This window comes from Pseudomonas sp. MF5691 (genome assembly GCF_016405645.1).
GTDB classification, from domain to species: domain Bacteria; phylum Pseudomonadota; class Gammaproteobacteria; order Pseudomonadales; family Pseudomonadaceae; genus Aquipseudomonas; species Aquipseudomonas shahriarae.
The window spans coordinates 102,215-117,923 of the sequence record NZ_JAEKDC010000010.1; the positions used below are offsets into that span (position 1 = coordinate 102,215).

Below are 15,709 nucleotides of genomic sequence, written 5' to 3' on the forward strand. Positions count from 1 at the left end.
TAAAACCCCAGTAAACCCGGCGTTGCGCGACTTGGCACAACCACTGCATTAGCTTCTGCAACACCCCCACATACAGCCCACCCTTCAACGACGAAGGTGGGGCTTTCCCGAGAGAACGGGACCAGGACAAAGGCGTCCTCGCTAGGCAACTAGCGGGACGCCTTTTTTGTTTGCGCGTGATTTGTCGAGCCACTGCGGAGAACGACATGAAGAAACTCAAACTGGTGATGATCGGCAACGGCATGGCCGGGGTTCGCACCCTTGAAGAACTGCTGAAGCTGAGCACCGAGCTGTATGACATTACGGTCTTTGGCGCCGAGCCCCATACCAACTACAACCGCATCCTGCTGTCACCGGTGCTGGCCGGTGAGCAGACGTTCGAAGAGATCGTGCTCAACGACCTGGACTGGTACCTGCAAAACAACATCAAGCTGCTGCTCAACCGCAAGGTGGTGCAGATCGACCGGGTCAAGCGCAAAGTCATCGCCGAAGACGGCACGGAAGCCGAATACGATCGCCTGCTGATCGCCACCGGCTCGACCCCGTTTATCCTGCCGATCCCCGGCAATACCTTGCAGGGTGTAATTGGCTACCGCGATATCGCCGACACCCAGGCCATGATCGACACCGCCCGCACCCACAAGCACGCGGTGGTCATCGGTGGCGGCTTGCTGGGCCTGGAAGCGGCCAATGGCCTTATGTTGCGCGGCATGCACGTGACCGTGGTGCATATCGGCGAATGGCTGCTGGAACGCCAGTTGGACAAGACCAGCGGCCAGTTGCTGCAAACCGAACTGGAAAGCCGGGGCCTGGTGTTTCGCCTGTGCGAGCAGACCCAGGCCCTGCATGACGCCGGCAATGGTCGCGTGGGCTCGGTGCAGTTCAAAAATGGCGAGGTGATTCCGGCTGACCTGGTGGTGATGGCTGCCGGTATCCGCCCCAACACCGAGCTGGCGGAACAGTCCGGCATCCCGTGCAACCGTGGGATTCTGGTCAACGACACGATGCAAACCTACGACCCGCGCATCTATGCCATCGGCGAGTGCGCCAGCCATCGTGGGATTGCCTACGGCCTGGTGGCGCCGCTGTTCGAGCAGGCCAAGGTGTGTGCCAACCACCTGGCGCAGTTGGGCTTCGCCACTTACAAAGGCTCGGTGACCTCGACCAAGCTGAAAGTCACCGGCATCGACCTGTTTTCTGCTGGCGACTTCATGGGCGGCGAAGGCACCGAGACCATCACCCTTTCCGACCCTATCGGCGGCGTCTATAAGAAGCTGGTGATCAAGGACGACATACTGGTCGGCGCCTGCCTGTACGGCGATACCGCCGACGGCGGTTGGTATTTCCGGCAGATCCGTGAGAACCATGGCATCGGTGAGATCCGCGATCACCTGATGTTCGGCGAAAACGCCCTGGGCGATGTAGGCCACCAAGGCCAGGACAAAGCCATGAGCATGGCCGACAACGCCGAAGTCTGCGGCTGCAACGGGGTGTGCAAGGGCACCATCGTCAAGGCGATCCAGGAACAGGGCCTGTTCAGTGTCGATGAGGTGAAAAAACACACCAAGGCCGCCAGCTCCTGCGGCTCCTGTGCCGGGCTGGTGGAGCAGATCCTGATCAACACCGTGGGCGGCGCCGCCGACGTCAAACCCAAAAGCGAAAAAGCCATCTGCGGCTGCAGCGACCTCAATCACGGGCAAATCCGCCAGGCCATTCGCGACCAGCACTTGCTGACCATCGCCGACACCATGAGCTACCTGAACTGGCGTACGCCCAACGGTTGCGCCACCTGCCGCCCGGCACTCAACTACTACCTGATTTCCACCTGGCCGGGCGAAGCCAAGGACGACCCGCAATCGCGCCTGATCAACGAACGGGCCCACGCCAACATTCAGAAAGACGGCACCTACTCGGTAGTCCCACGGATGTGGGGCGGTGTGACCAATCCTTCCGAGCTGCGCCGGATTGCCGATGTGGCCGACAAGTACAACGTGCCGATGGTCAAGGTCACCGGCGGCCAGCGCATCGACTTGCTGGGCATCAGGAAACAGGACCTGCCCGGGGTGTGGAAAGACCTCGATATGCCGTCCGGGCATGCCTACGGCAAATCCATCCGCACCGTGAAGACCTGTGTTGGCAGCGAGTTCTGCCGGTTTGGCACGCAGAACTCCACGCAACTGGGCATTGAGCTGGAACATGACCTGTTCAATATGTGGTCGCCCCACAAGGTCAAGCTGGCGGTGTCCGGGTGCCCGCGCAATTGCTCGGAAGCCGGAATCAAGGATGTGGGCATTATCGGCGTCGACTCGGGCTGGGAGATGTACATCGGCGGCAATGGCGGGATCAAGACTGAGGTCGCGGAGTTTTTCGTCAAGCTCAAGACCGCCGAAGAAGTACGTGAGTACAACGGCGCTTTCCTACAGCTGTACCGCGAAGAAGCCTTCTACCTGGAGCGCACCGTGCACTACCTGCAACGGGTGGGCATGGACCACATCAAGAAGGCCGTGCTGGAAGACCCGGCGCGGCGCCAGGCCCTCAATGAGCGCCTGCAATTCTCCCTGTCGTTTGAACAAGACCCGTGGAAAGAGCGCCTGGAGCAGCCGCTGCTGAAGAAGGAATTCGACACCATCGCCGTCAAACAGCTGGAGGTAGTGCTATGAACTGGCTGGATATCTGCGCCCTCGAAGAAATCAACTCCCTGGGCTCGCGCATTGTCAGTGGCCCGAAAGGGGAAATCGCGATTTTCCGTACCAGTGACGATGAAGTGTTCGCCCTCGATGACCGCTGCCCGCACAAGGGCGGGCCGCTGTCCCAGGGGCTGATCTATGGCAAACGAGTGGCCTGCCCGCTGCACAACTGGCAGATCGACCTGGCGTCCGGCGAAGCCCAGGCCCCGGATATCGGCTGCGCCCACCATCACCACGCCCGGGTGGAAAACGGCCGGGTGATGCTGGCCCTGCGGGACGCCGGTTGATGAACCGCCAGGTCACGGCATCGACCTGCTGCTACTGCGGGGTCGGCTGCGGCGTGCTGATCGAGCACGATGGCACGCAGATCTTCGGGGTCAGCGGCGATCCGGCACACCCGGCCAACTTCGGCAAGTTGTGCAGCAAGGGTTCCAGCCTGCACCTGACCGGCGATCTGACGGCGCGGGCGTTGTACCCGCAGCTGCGCCTGGGCAAAGAGCTGGCCCGCGGCCGCACCGACTGGGACACGGCCCTGGAACACGCGGCCAATGTATTCGCCGACACCATCGCCGAGCATGGCCCCGACAGCGTGGCGTTCTATATCTCCGGGCAACTGTTGACCGAGGACTACTACAGTTTCAATAAACTCGCGCGGGCCCTGGTGGGCACCAACAATATCGACAGCAATTCCCGGCTGTGCATGTCTTCGGCAGTGGTCGGCTACAAGCGCAGCCTGGGCGCCGATGCGCCGCCGTGCAGCTATGAGGACCTGGAGGCCAGCGATTGCGTGATGATCGTCGGCAGTAACATGGCCTACGCCCACCCCGTACTGTTTCGCCGGCTGGAAGAGGCCAAGGCACGCCGACCCGAGATGAAAGTGCTGGTCATCGACCCCCGGCGCACCGACACCTGCGACTTGGCGGATATGCACCTGGCGATCCTGCCCGGTACTGATGTGGCGTTGTTCCATGGGATTTTGCATCTGTTGCTGTGGGAAGACTGGATCGACCGCGACTTTATCCAGGCTCATACCGAGGGTCTGGTCGAGTTGAAGCGGCTGGTCCATGACTACACGCCACAGATGGTCACGCAATTGTGTGGGATCAGTGTCGAACAACTGCGCCAGTGCGCACAGTGGGTGGGCACCTCGCCCAGCTTCCTGTCGCTGTGGTGCATGGGGTTGAACCAGTCCACCGCTGGCAGCGCTAAAAACAGTGCGCTGATCAACCTGCACCTGGCCACCGGCACCATTGGCCGCCCGGGTTGCGGGCCCTTTTCCCTGACCGGCCAGCCCAACGCCATGGGCGGCCGGGAGACCGGCAGCCTGTCGAACCTGCTGCCAGGCCATCGCGACGCCGGCAACGCCGAGCATCGCGCCGAAGTGGCCACCTACTGGGGGGTTGAACAACTGCCCTGCAGCACCGGCTTGACCGCCATTGAACTGTTCGAGCAGATACAGGCCGGCAAGATCAAAGCGTTGTGGATCGCTTGCACCAACCCCGCGCAATCGTTGCCAGACCAGAACAACGTGCGCCAGGCCCTGGCCGCGTGCCCGTTCGTGGTGTTGCAGGAAGCCTTCCGCACCACAGAAACCGCCGCCTTTGCCGACCTGTTGTTGCCCGCCGCCAGTTGGGGCGAGAAAGAAGGCACCGTGACCAACTCCGAACGGCGCATTTCCCACGTGCGCCAAGCCATCGCCCCACCGGGTGAAGCGCGACCAGACTGGGCGATTACCGTGGATTTCGCACAGCGCCTGGAGCGCCGCTTGCGTCCTCAAAAAACCGGCCTGTTTGCCTTTGAAACGCCCGCGCAGGTGTTTGATGAATACAAACAGCTGACCCGTGGTCAGGACCTGGACCTGTCGGGCCTCAGCCACGCCCTGCTCGACCGCATCGGCCCGCAGCAATGGCCGTTTCCCGCAAAGGCCCAGGCCGGCACGCCACGGCTGTACACCGATGGCATCTTCCCGACCGCCAGTGGTCGTGCGCAGTTTGTCGCTGATCCTTATCGCGCCGCCAAAGAGCAGCGGGACGCGCGTTTTCCACTGACCCTGATCACCGGCCGCCTGCGTGACCAATGGCATGGCATGAGCCGTACTGGCACGGCGGCGCAACTCTTTGGCCATGTCAGCGAAGCATCGCTCAGCCTGCACCCGGACGAATTGCGCCGGCACCGTTTCAAGGAAGGCGACCTGGTCAACCTCAAAAGCCGTCGCGCCAACGTGATTGTGGCGGTGACCAGTGATGACAGCGTGCGACCCGGCCAGGCATTCCTGCCGATGCATTGGGGCGATCGCTTCCTTAAGGGTGGCGTCAATGCGCTGACCCAGCCGGCGTTCGACCCACTGTCGAAACAGCCGGAACTCAAACACAGCGGCGTACGCCTGGAAGCCGTGCAATTGCCCTGGCACTTGTTCGCGCTGATCGAGGGCGATGTGCAGCAACACTTCGAAGCCTTGCGCCCCCTTTGTGAGCAGTTTGCCTACGTCAGCCTGAGCCTGACCGGGCGTGAGCGGCCGGCCCTGCTGGTGCGGGCTGCCCATACCGAAGCACCGGACCTGCAACTGCTCAACAGCATCGACCGATTGCTGGGCCTCAATGACGGCCCGGTCATGGCCTATGACGACCCGCGCCGTTCCATCGGTAAACGGGTAAGGATCGAGAAAGGCCGGATCACCGCGATCCGCCTGGCCGGCGAAACCCTCGCCCGCCACTGGCTGCAAAGCCTGTGGCTGGAAGGCCGCGCCGACGAACAGTTACGCCGCTGGCTGCTGGCACCGCTAAGCGCGCCGCCCGGTGGTGGAACGACCAGCAATAGAATTCTCTGCAACTGCAAAAACGTCAGTGAAAGCGCGATATGCGCCGGCATCGGCCGCGGCCTGAACCTGGACGGGCTGAAACAAGCATTGGGCTGCGGCACGCAATGTGGCTCCTGCGTCCCCGAAATCAAACGGCTATTGGCAAGCACCTCGCAGCCAATCGCTATCAGTGTGTGAGGGCAATACCTATGAATGCAAAAGTCTGGCTGGTGGGCGCAGGCCCGGGTGATCCGGAGTTGTTGACCCTCAAGGCCGTACGGGCCCTGCACGAGGCCGATGTGGTGCTGATTGATGATCTGGTCAACCCGGCGGTACTTGAGCATTGCCCCGGTACGCGGGTGATTACCGTCGGCAAGCGCGGGGGGTGCCGTTCCACACCCCAGGATTTCATTCATCGCTTGATGCTGCGTTATGCGCGCCAGGGTAAATGCGTGGTGCGCCTGAAGGGCGGCGATCCGTGCATTTTCGGACGCGGCGGCGAAGAGGCCAGTTGGCTGAAGGAGCGAGGGGTCAGCGTGGAGTTGGTCAATGGCATCACGGCCGGGCTGGCGGGTGCAACAAACTGCGACATACCGCTGACACTGCGGGGAATCAGTCGTGGCGTGACGCTTGTCACCGCCCATACCCAGGACGACAGCAGCCTTAATTGGCGGGCACTGGCCGAGGGTGGCACGACACTGGTGGTCTACATGGGTGTGGCGAAGCTTGCAGAGATTGCCCAGCAGTTACTGGAAGGAGGCATGGCCGCAGATATGCCGGTGGCCATGATCGAGAACGCCTCGATGCCCCAGCAGCGCGAATGCCGCAGTTCCCTGGCGCGCATGCAGGAGGATGCCCAGGGGTTTGCCTTGAAGAGCCCAGCCATCCTGGTGATCGGCGCGGTAGCAGCCACAGCCGTGGAAGCCGCCTTGCTGGCAAGCGCCTGAGGCAAATGGCAGGCGAAAAAAAGCCCGGCCTAAGCCGGGCTTTTTTCTAGCACTCAGTAATTACTGAGCTTGAGCTTCAACCGACGCTTCTACACGACGGTTAACAGCGCGACCAGCTTCAGTTGCGTTGTCAGCAACTGGGCGGGATTCGCCGTAACCAACCGAAGTGATACGGCTAGGAGCTACGCCATCTTTAACCAGGACTTGCTTAACAGCGTCAGCACGACGCTGGGACAGCTTCTGGTTGTAGGCGTCTGGACCGACGGAGTCAGTGTGACCAGCAACTTCTACGTTGGTAGCTGGGTACTGAGCCATGAAGTCGGCCAGGTTTTTCACGTCGCCGTAGCTGTTAGGCTTAACAACGGCCTTGTCGAAGTCGAACTTCACGTCCAGCTCAACACGAACAACCTGAGCAACCGGAGCTTCTGGCTCTGGAACTGGCTCTGGAGCTGGTGCTGGGGTAGGAGCTGGAGCAGCTGCGCCAGCGTTACCGCCGAAGTTTACGCCCAGGCCGACCAGTGCGGAGTAGTCCCACTTGCCGTTGTCCAGACCGTAGTCAGCTTCAACACCGGCACGAGCGTACAGGTTGTTGGTGAAGTAGTACTTAACGCCGGTACCAACGGTAGCGAAAGTAGTCTGATCGCGACCGGTGTGGCCGTCAGCACGTACGTTGCCACGGCTCTGGTGACCGAAACCACCTTCTACGTATGGACGCAGGGAGTCGACGCCAGCTTGACCGAAGTGGTACTGAGCAACGAGGCTGCCGGTATCACCTTTGATCTTCTGGTTGCCAGTACCGTCAGTCGAACGGGTGTGGTTGGTCTTGTCGTAGGACAAGTTCAAGGACAGGTCGTCGGTCAGGAAGTAACCGATGCGAGCGCCAGGATTGAAGCCGTCTTCGATGTGCTTGACGCTATCGTTGTACTGCTTCTTGTAGAACAGCTCGCCTTCAACTGCGCCTTGGCCTTGTGCCAGAACGCCGAAAGAAGTAGCGGCAATAAGAGAACCAATGGCCAAGCCCAAGGTGTTTTTCAGTTTCATCCGTTAAATCCCCATCTGGTGATTGTAAAGCAGTCCCACATACCGGGGGACAACTCGGCGACAAGTCTAACAGAACTTGCCTACACGTAAGAGATATTTGCACCGAACTAAGTTTCAGTACTGTCCGCAAATTTCTCACGTAATTTATCAAGAGCACGTTTGTAACGCATTTTTGTAGCACTCAAACCCATATGCATAATGTCAGCAATTTCCTGAAATTCCAGTTCTGCGACAAATCGTAGCACCAGAATTTCCCGGTCAATTGGGTTCACATGCACCAACCAGCGATCAAGCCCGCCCTTCTCCTCGGGTGCCGGCGTCTTTTCTTCAGACGCCTCCTCAAGGGGGTCAAGGCTCAACGCGTCCATCAAGCGACGCTTTCGCCGTTCCTTACGATACTGCGTGATGCACTCGTTGTACGTGATGCTGTAGAGCCAGGTTTTGAACTTCGATTTACCCTCGAAGTTCTTCAGGCCATACAACACCTTGAGCATCACTTCCTGACAGACATCATCCGCATCACGATCGTTCCCTAAATACCTTGAACAAACGTTGAACAGAGTGCGTTGATACCTGCGCATCAATTCTTCGTACGCGCGTGTTACGTGAAACAGCTCCGTGTGCGCGCGCGCGACCAACTCCTCATCAGAGAGCTCACGGGGGTCATAGCGCGTGGACAGCGTTTGGGCTTTATTCAAAACAAGTCGTGCCGACAGTCAGGTCAATGTCCGCCACAGCCTGGATACCCAAGTTTGCGGCGGCGTACATTAGCAGGGTTACCGGGTTAGCGGCTATTGACCTGCTGTTCCAGCAGAACCCGATTGGACAGCGACACTAGTTCGCCATCATCGGTCAGCACCGTGGTTTTCACCGTACCGATCTCTTCAATCTGCCCTTCGACCTCGCCAACACGCACGTGTTGCCCCACCTGATACAACTCACGCACATAAATTCCCGCAAGAATCTGCCCGGCAATTCCCCGGCTTCCCAACCCCATGGCCAGCGCAACGGCCAGACCAACGGTAATCAAAACGATCACAATCACATGGTTAAGCAGGTCAGTCTTGACCTCCAGCTGGCTGATCGCCACCGAAATACTGATGATGATCACCAGGCCCTGGGCAATTCGCCCCAGGCCGCCGGCATAGTCCAGGCCTACACCCTCGGCAGCGCCGCGCACCAGCCCATTGGCCAGTTGCGCCAGCAACACACCCACCAGCAACACCAGCGCGCCGCCGAATACTTTCGGCAAATACAGCGCAAGCATGTCGAGCGTAGCTGAAACTCGCTCAAGTCCAAGTGATTGCGCCGCAGAAACCAGAAAAATCAGCAAAACAAACCAATAGACGATCTTGCCGATCAGCGTCGAGATCGGCACTTGCAGCCCGGCGCGCCCCAGCAGCTTGGTCAACCCGGTCCCAGCCATCAGGCGATCGAGGCCCAGCTTGGCGAGTAATTTGGAGAGCAGGGTGTCGAGCAGCTTGGCCACGACAAAACCCAGCAATACCAGCACCAGCGCACCAAACAGGTTGGGAATGAAATTCGCCACCTTGGTCCACAACGCAGTCATTGCAGTGACCAGACTCTGTGTCCAGAGATCAAGTTCCATATTCAATCAGCCTTATCAGCAGTGCGAGCAATAGGTTTACGACGAGAAACAGGTGATACATGGGCCGAACCATTGTTCAGCGCCATCATCAGTGCCGGCACCCAGCGGCCGAGCAGACCAAACAGGTCGCCCGCGCCTACCTGGCGATTGGCGGTTTTCAGTACGCGGCCCAGGCAAGCATCGTCGTCACGGTTGGACGGCGAAGCGTTAAGCATGTCACGCAAAGACTGTTCAAACGGATCGTGCATAGGGACCTCTCGCAAGTGAATTAAAAGACGAGGGCAAAATTCGTCGGGTCACATGACCTCTCCCAGCGTTCAGGTCACGTTCAGGTCAAACCCAGCGTAAACGTCGAAACAACCACCATTGTCCAAGGGCCACTGACACCATCAACAGGCAGGCCACCACGAATCCATAGGGACTCTCGGAGAACGGAATCCCCCCGACGTTGATCCCCAGCAAACCGGTCAGGAAACTCATCGGCAAAAAGATCCCGGTGATGATCCCGAAGCGGTACATGGTGCGGTTCATACGCACGCTCAAACGCCGATCCTCGGCCTCCAGCACCAGCCCCACGCGCTCCCGGCTCAGTTCCAGCTCTTCCAGGTAACGGGTCAGGCTGTTATTCAATTCATTCCAATAGTCGGCATCGTCATCGACAAACCAGGGCAATTTTATGCGTGTCAGTTGCGCAAAAATATCCCGCTGCGGAGCCAGAAAACGCTTGAGCGCAGCAGCACGCCGACGGATCTGCAGGACGTTGCCATGTTCCGGTGTATACCGTTCGTCGGCATCCAGTTTTTCTTCTTCAATATCGACGATTTCAGACAGGTCGCTGACCAGATCCTGCACTTTATGAGTCAGGTACTGCGCCATGTACAAGATCAGCTCGGAAGCGCTCTTGGGGCCTTTTCCATCCGCCAACTGCACCAGCAACTCGTCGGTGGCGCGCAAGGGTCGTAGACGCAGGGAGATGACCCGTTCAGCCGCGGCGAAGATACGCACCGACACCATGTCTTCCGGTTCAGCCCCCGGATTGAGGTTGATCCCGCGCAGAAACAGCAGCAATTCGTCGTCCGGCAACGGCAACAGCCGCGGGCGGGTGTTCTCCTCCAGCAGCAGGTCACAGGCGAATTCGCTCAGGCCACTGGATTTGCGCAACCAGGTCTGGGTCTGGGGATGACTGCGGTCCCAATGCAGCCACAGGCTTTCCTGGGGCTGCAGTTGCAGGTCGTCAAGCTCGGTCCGGGCAATCGAACGCGCACCACCTTTACCGTCCAGCACCAGGGCATGCACCAGCCCCCACTGCGCGTTTTCTTCCTCGAACATCCTCACCCCATCGACTACTGCGGTTATTCCGGCATTTTCAGCGGGCTGGGCGAAACAATCACGCCGTTATTGTCGGCGTAGACGTATTCGCCCGGACGGAATGTCACGCCAGCAAAAGTCACGGCCCCGCCCAGGTCGCCCACACCCTGGCGATGACTCTTTTTCGGGTGGCTGGCCAGGGCCTGCACGCCCAGGTCGGTCTGCGCCAACACGTCAACGTCACGCACACAACCGTAGATCACCAAGCCTTCCCAGCCATTTTTCGCCGCTCGATCAGCAATCATGTCGCCGAGCAAGGCGCAGCGCAGCGAACCACCACCGTCGACCACCAGCACTTTGCCGGTGCCGTCCAGCTCAGCCTGTTCCTTGACCCGTGAGTTGTCTTCAAAACACTTGACGGTCACGATCTGGCCGCCGAAGGAGTCCCGGCCACCAAAGTTGGCGAACATCGGCTCCAGCACCTGCACCAGGTCCGGGTAGGCGTCACACAGGTCGGGGGTAACGTAATGGTTCATCGAGAAGCTCCTGTCGGTGAAAGAAGGTGTCGAACATCCACAGCTACATCAGGAAAACGCATCGCAAGGGGCATTCTTTAAGCCCTGCCACTGCGCGGGCGACCATGATCAGACCCACCAGACCGTAACGCAATAGCCACTGCGCGACTGAATATGACCAAAACATCCCGAAGCGTCATATCTTAGCCGCAAGCCACCGCGAGTGAAACGCCCTTGGCAGAGCCTTTTCTCAGATGCTCCCGAGCACAGGCGCCTGCGAGCCGACCAAAGGTGTCAGTGGATCATTCAACCAACGCTGCACCAATGGCCATACTTCGGCCTGGGCGGCTTTGCTGACCAGCATTTCGACATGCCCGAAATCACCGCTGAACCCCTGCTTGCGCCCCAGGCACAGGTATTGGCGGTGCTCGCTGCCGACCTGATCAAACAGCTTGCGGCAGGCCCAGTCCGGGTCTTGATGATCGCCTGCGGCACTCACGGCCAGCAGCGGCACATCGACCTCAGCCAGGCCTTTCCACCAGTCGCGCTCAGCATCGCCAAAACGCCCGAACAAACCGTGCCAGCGCATGCTTTCCAAGGCCAGGCCGATGGGCTCATCTTCCGGCCCGCGCTTGAGCCGCGAACCGGAGAGTTGGGCAAAACGCTTCAGAATCAAGCGCCCGCCCCACTCCACCGGCGGAATTTTCAACGGCCAGTAAGTACGACTGACCTGGCAGCCAAACAGCGCCACCGACGCGACAGCCGGCGCGCCCAGATACTGGCCACCCAAGGCTGCCGCCAAGGTCGTACCACCCAGCGAGTGGCCGATCCAGTGCGGAATCTGCGCGCTTTGCTCACGCACAAAAGCGGCGATGGCTGGCAAGTCGTAACGAGCATAGTCGGCGACGCGATTCTTGGCGTAGTCGTGGTTGCGTCGGGAAAGCCCGTGGCCGCGCATCTCCGGGATCCACACATCAAAGCCCTGGCGCGCCAGGTACGCCCCCAGGCCAATACCTTTGGGCGAATACCAGAACCGCCGATTGGAAAAGCTGCCATGCACCAACACCACCGGTATGCCACGGCTTTGCGCGACATCGGCCAGGCCCAGGCGTGTCACCGCCAGTTCTACGGTGCCGTCCGGGCTGTTGCCAGGCTTGAGGCGATAGACATCTTCACTCAGGTCGCCACGACGCTCAGCGCTGATCAAGGCGACGGGAAACAGGTTGCTGCTGCTTTGCATAATGTTCTTGCACAAAAAAGGGCGGCGTCCGGTAGGAGTTCCGCCCTGTACAGAATGAGAAATGCCGGCCAGCCAAACTGGCTGGCCGGCAAATGGCAATTACGCCGAGGCTTGACCTTCAGCCAGGAAGAACCAGGTTTCCAGCACGGAATCGGGGTTCAACGAGACGCTTTCGATGCCCTGTTCCATCAGCCATTTGGCCAGGTCCGGGTGATCGGAAGGGCCTTGGCCGCAGATCCCGATGTACTTGCCGGCCTTGTTACAAGCCTGGATGGCGTTGGCCAGCAGCTTCTTGACCGCAGGGTTACGCTCGTCAAACAGGTGCGCGATGATCCCGGAGTCGCGATCCAGGCCCAGGGTCAACTGGGTCAGGTCATTGGAGCCGATGGAGAAACCGTCGAAGAATTCCAGGAACTCTTCGGCGAGGATGGCGTTGGACGGCAGCTCGCACATCATGATCACGCGCAGGCCGTTTTCACCACGGGTCAGACCGTTCTCGGCCAGCAGGTCAACGACCTGGCTCGCTTCGCCCAGGGTGCGCACAAAGGGCACCATGATCTCGACGTTGGTCAGGCCCATCTCGTTGCGTACACGCTTGAGGGCGCGGCACTCAAGCTCGAAGCAATCGCGGAATGCTTCGCTGATATAACGCGAGGCGCCACGGAAGCCCAGCATCGGGTTCTCTTCTTCCGGCTCGTAAAGCTTGCCGCCGATCAGGTTCGCGTATTCGTTGGACTTGAAGTCCGACAGGCGCACGATGACTTTCTTCGGCCAGAACGCCGCCGCCAGGGTGCTGATGCCTTCCACCAGCTTCTCGACGTAGAAACCTACCGGATCGTTGTAGCCGGCAATGCGCTTGTCGACGCTGTCCTTGATTTCCACCGGCAGGCCGTCGTAGTTCAACAGGGCCTTGGGGTGCACGCCAATCATGCGGTTGATGATGAATTCCAGGCGGGCCAGGCCCACACCGGCGTTCGGCAACTGCGCAAAATCAAAGGCGCGATCGGGGTTGCCGACGTTCATCATGATCTTGAACGGCAGGTCGGGCATGGCGTCGATGGAGTTTTGCTTGATATCGAAGCCCAGCTCACCTTCAAAGATGAAGCCGGTATCGCCTTCGGCGCAGGAAACGGTAACGCCCTGGCCGTCCTTGAGCAATTGGGTGGCGTTGCCACAACCGACAACCGCTGGGATCCCCAGTTCACGGGCGATGATCGCCGCGTGGCAGGTACGCCCGCCACGGTTGGTGACGATGGCGCTGGCGCGCTTCATCACCGGTTCCCAGTCCGGGTCGGTCATGTCGGAGACCAGCACGTCACCTGGCTGGACCTTGTCCATCTCGGACACGTCCTTGATGATCCGCACCTTGCCCGCGCCGATGCGCTGGCCGATGGCACGGCCTTCCACCAGCACGGTGCCGGTTTCTTTCAACAGGTAGCGTTCCATGACATTGGCCGAAGTACGGCTTTTCACGGTTTCCGGGCGGGCCTGGACGATGTACAGCTTGCCGTCGTCGCCATCCTTGGCCCATTCGATGTCCATCGGGCACTTGTAGTGCTTCTCGATGATCATCGCCTGCTTGGCCAATTCGCTGACTTCGGCATCGCTGAGGCAGAAACGCGCGCGCTCGGCCTTGTCGACATCAACGGTTTTCACCGAGCGACCGGCCTTGGCCTCGTCGCCGTAGATCATCTTGATAGCCTTGCTGCCCAGGTTGCGGCGCAGGATCGCCGGGCGGCCGGCTTCAAGGGTGTGCTTGTGCACGTAGAACTCGTCCGGGTTGACCGCGCCTTGTACGACGGTTTCGCCCAGGCCGTAGGCGCCGGTAATAAATACCACGTCACGGAAGCCCGATTCGGTGTCCAGGGTGAACATCACGCCGGCAGTCCCGGTTTCCGAACGCACCATGCGCTGCACGCCGGCAGACAGGGCCACCAGTTTGTGGTCGAAACCCTGGTGCACACGGTAGGAAATAGCGCGATCGTTGAACAGCGAGGCAAATACTTCCTTGGCTGCACGGATGACGTTTTCCACGCCACGGATATTCAGGAAGGTTTCCTGCTGGCCGGCGAAGGAGGCGTCGGGCAAGTCTTCGGCGGTGGCCGAGGAGCGCACAGCGACAGCCATGTCCGGGTTGCCGGCCGACAGGGTGGCGAAGGCGGTGCGAATTTCTGCGTTGAGCTTCTCGGGGAACTCGGCTTCCATGATCCACTGACGGATCTGTGCGCCGGTCTTGGCCAGGGCGTTGACGTCATCGACGTCGAGCGCGTCCAGGGCAGCGTGGATCTGGTCGTTGAGGCCGCTCAGTTCGAGGAAATCGCGGTATGCCTGGGCGGTGGTGGCGAAACCACCGGGCACCGAAACACCAGCGCCCGCAAGATTACTGATCATCTCGCCGAGGGATGCGTTCTTGCCCCCCACATGCTCTACATCATGGACGCCGAGCTTATCGAGGGAAACTACGTACTCTACCAAGGTGATCTCTCCACTAACTGTGTTGGAAAAGCTCAGGGCGCCGGTGGCTCAGTAGGAGCATTTACCGGCGTTTGTGGCCTGGACCTGGAAAATAAGTGAGAATGCAGCCCACTGTGGGGCGGCAAAACCGCGCCTATCATATCCAAGATTCGTCATCAGCTTAAGGCCCAAGGCTCAAATGAAACGATCTGCTTTCTTTATCTCCGACGGCACCGGCATTACCGCCGAAACCCTGGGTCAAAGCCTGCTCGCGCAGTTCGAAAGCATCACCTTCGCCAAATTCACCCGGCCTTATATCGATAACGTGGATAAAGCGCGGGCCATGGTACAACAAATCAATCTGGCCGCCGAAAAAGACGGTATGCGCCCGATCATTTTCGACACCATCGTCAATCAGGACATCCGTGAGATCCTCGCGACCTCCAATGGTTTCATGATCGACATCTTCTCGACCTTCCTCGCGCCCCTGGAACAGGAGCTGAGTGAACATTCCTCATACTCCGTGGGCAAGTCCCATTCCATTGGCCATAACTCCAACTACATGGAGCGGATCGAGGCGGTCAACTTCGCCCTGGACAACGACGACGGCGCCCGCACCCACTACTACGACAAGGCCGACCTGATCCTGGTCGGCGTGTCGCGCTGCGGCAAGACCCCGACCTGCCTGTACATGGCCATGCAATTCGGCATCCGTGCGGCCAACTACCCGCTGACCGAAGACGATATGGAGCGCCTGCAACTGCCGGCGGTGCTGCGCACCCATCAGCACAAGCTGTTTGGCCTGACTATCGACCCGGACCGGCTGACGGCGATCCGTAACGAACGCAAACCCAACAGCCGTTATTCGAGCTATGCCCAGTGCGAGTTCGAGGTGCGGGAAGTGGAAAATCTGTTCCGCCGGGAAAACATTGCGCACATCAATTCCACGCACTTTTCGGTGGAAGAAATTTCGGCGAAGATCCTTGTGGAAAAAGGTGTTGAGCGGCGCTTCAAATAACCTGTGGCGAGCGGGCTTGCCCGCGTTGGGCTGCGAAGCAGCCCTAAATAAGGAAGAACACGGCACACCAGACACTCATCAGGGCCTGGTTTT

13 protein-coding genes are annotated in these 15,709 nt (G+C 59.7%); 5 read left to right on the forward strand and 8 right to left on the reverse strand.

The genetic code is table 11. The features are described 5' to 3' along the window. Window positions 1-206 precede the first annotated feature (206 nt). From nirB to cobA, 4 genes are read left to right on the forward strand one after another with little or no spacing between them, the layout of a single operon-like run. On the forward strand, window positions 207-2,660 hold the full coding sequence (gene nirB / locus JFT44_RS16090; protein ID WP_169960532.1) for a nitrite reductase large subunit NirB: 2,454 nt from the start codon (window positions 207-209) through the stop codon (window positions 2,658-2,660). After that, window positions 2,657-2,974, forward strand: a complete 318-nt coding sequence (gene nirD, locus JFT44_RS16095) for a nitrite reductase small subunit NirD (protein WP_057439522.1) — start codon at window positions 2,657-2,659, stop codon at window positions 2,972-2,974. The genes nirB and nirD overlap by 4 nt, the downstream gene beginning before the upstream one ends. Continuing rightward, window positions 2,974-5,682 carry a nitrate reductase gene (locus JFT44_RS16100; RefSeq protein WP_198830906.1) on the forward strand — a complete coding sequence of 903 codons (2,709 nt, stop codon included), beginning with the start codon at window positions 2,974-2,976 and terminating at the stop codon, window positions 5,680-5,682. Before nirD ends, JFT44_RS16100 begins: the two co-directional genes overlap by 1 nt. 11 nt (window positions 5,683-5,693) lie before the next feature. Next, window positions 5,694-6,431, forward strand: a complete 738-nt coding sequence (gene cobA, locus JFT44_RS16105) for a uroporphyrinogen-III C-methyltransferase (protein ID WP_057960343.1) — start codon at window positions 5,694-5,696, stop codon at window positions 6,429-6,431. A 60-nt stretch (window positions 6,432-6,491) separates the two neighbouring features. On the opposite strand, the gene JFT44_RS16110 is transcribed toward cobA, so the two are convergent. The 8 genes from JFT44_RS16110 to ppsA all read right to left on the reverse strand — a co-directional run bounded on the left by JFT44_RS16110 (window position 6,492) and on the right by ppsA (window position 14,619). Continuing rightward, on the reverse strand, window positions 6,492-7,472 hold the full coding sequence (locus JFT44_RS16110) for an OmpA family protein (RefSeq protein ID WP_057444927.1): 981 nt from the start codon (window positions 7,470-7,472) through the stop codon (window positions 6,492-6,494). A 107-nt stretch (window positions 7,473-7,579) separates the two neighbouring features. Continuing rightward, on the reverse strand, window positions 7,580-8,170 hold the full coding sequence (gene sigX, locus JFT44_RS16115; protein WP_057439524.1) for an RNA polymerase sigma factor SigX: 591 nt from the start codon (window positions 8,168-8,170) through the stop codon (window positions 7,580-7,582). An 86-nt stretch (window positions 8,171-8,256) separates the two neighbouring features. After that, on the reverse strand, window positions 8,257-9,081 hold the full coding sequence (locus JFT44_RS16120) for a mechanosensitive ion channel domain-containing protein (protein ID WP_057439525.1): 825 nt from the start codon (window positions 9,079-9,081) through the stop codon (window positions 8,257-8,259). Between the two features lie 2 nt (window positions 9,082-9,083). Beyond that, window positions 9,084-9,329, reverse strand: a complete 246-nt coding sequence (locus JFT44_RS16125; protein WP_038442312.1) for a hypothetical protein — start codon at window positions 9,327-9,329, stop codon at window positions 9,084-9,086. Window positions 9,330-9,414: 85 nt separating this feature from the next. Then, window positions 9,415-10,410 carry a zinc transporter ZntB gene (locus JFT44_RS16130; protein WP_169960534.1) on the reverse strand — a complete coding sequence of 332 codons (996 nt, stop codon included), beginning with the start codon at window positions 10,408-10,410 and terminating at the stop codon, window positions 9,415-9,417. A 23-nt stretch (window positions 10,411-10,433) separates the two neighbouring features. Beyond that, window positions 10,434-10,925, reverse strand: a complete 492-nt coding sequence (rraA, locus tag JFT44_RS16135; RefSeq protein WP_029298280.1) for a ribonuclease E activity regulator RraA — start codon at window positions 10,923-10,925, stop codon at window positions 10,434-10,436. A 229-nt stretch (window positions 10,926-11,154) separates the two neighbouring features. After that, window positions 11,155-12,144, reverse strand: coding sequence for an alpha/beta fold hydrolase (locus tag JFT44_RS16140; RefSeq protein ID WP_120733862.1), 990 nt, complete (start codon window positions 12,142-12,144; stop codon window positions 11,155-11,157). A 99-nt stretch (window positions 12,145-12,243) separates the two neighbouring features. After that, the gene (ppsA, locus tag JFT44_RS16145; protein ID WP_029298284.1) at window positions 12,244-14,619 is read right to left on the reverse strand and encodes a phosphoenolpyruvate synthase; all 2,376 of its coding nucleotides are present in this window, start codon (window positions 14,617-14,619) and stop codon (window positions 12,244-12,246) included. 178 nt (window positions 14,620-14,797) lie between these two features. Here ppsA and JFT44_RS16150 point away from each other — a divergent pair, with 178 nt between their 5' ends. Then, on the forward strand, window positions 14,798-15,616 hold the full coding sequence (locus tag JFT44_RS16150) for a pyruvate, water dikinase regulatory protein (RefSeq protein WP_032863389.1): 819 nt from the start codon (window positions 14,798-14,800) through the stop codon (window positions 15,614-15,616). The last annotated feature ends 93 nt before the right edge of the window (window positions 15,617-15,709 follow it).

Excerpts from the sequence above, each read along its gene's own strand:
- nirB (WP_169960532.1), top strand. The coding sequence starts at position 207 with ATGAAGAAACTCAAACTGGTGATGATCGGCAACGGCATGGCCGGGGTT.
- nirD (WP_057439522.1), top strand. The coding sequence starts at position 2,657 with ATGAACTGGCTGGATATCTGCGCCCTCGAAGAAATCAACTCCCTGGGC.
- JFT44_RS16100 (WP_198830906.1), top strand. The coding sequence starts at position 2,974 with ATGAACCGCCAGGTCACGGCATCGACCTGCTGCTACTGCGGGGTCGGC.
- cobA (WP_057960343.1), top strand. The coding sequence starts at position 5,694 with ATGAATGCAAAAGTCTGGCTGGTGGGCGCAGGCCCGGGTGATCCGGAG.
- JFT44_RS16110 (WP_057444927.1), bottom strand. The coding sequence starts at position 7,472 with ATGAAACTGAAAAACACCTTGGGCTTGGCCATTGGTTCTCTTATTGCC.
- JFT44_RS16120 (WP_057439525.1), bottom strand. The coding sequence starts at position 9,081 with ATGGAACTTGATCTCTGGACACAGAGTCTGGTCACTGCAATGACTGCG.
- JFT44_RS16125 (WP_038442312.1), bottom strand. The coding sequence starts at position 9,329 with ATGCACGATCCGTTTGAACAGTCTTTGCGTGACATGCTTAACGCTTCG.
- JFT44_RS16130 (WP_169960534.1), bottom strand. The coding sequence starts at position 10,410 with ATGTTCGAGGAAGAAAACGCGCAGTGGGGGCTGGTGCATGCCCTGGTG.
- rraA (WP_029298280.1), bottom strand. The coding sequence starts at position 10,925 with ATGAACCATTACGTTACCCCCGACCTGTGTGACGCCTACCCGGACCTG.
- JFT44_RS16140 (WP_120733862.1), bottom strand. The coding sequence starts at position 12,144 with ATGCAAAGCAGCAGCAACCTGTTTCCCGTCGCCTTGATCAGCGCTGAG.
- JFT44_RS16150 (WP_032863389.1), top strand. The coding sequence starts at position 14,798 with ATGAAACGATCTGCTTTCTTTATCTCCGACGGCACCGGCATTACCGCC.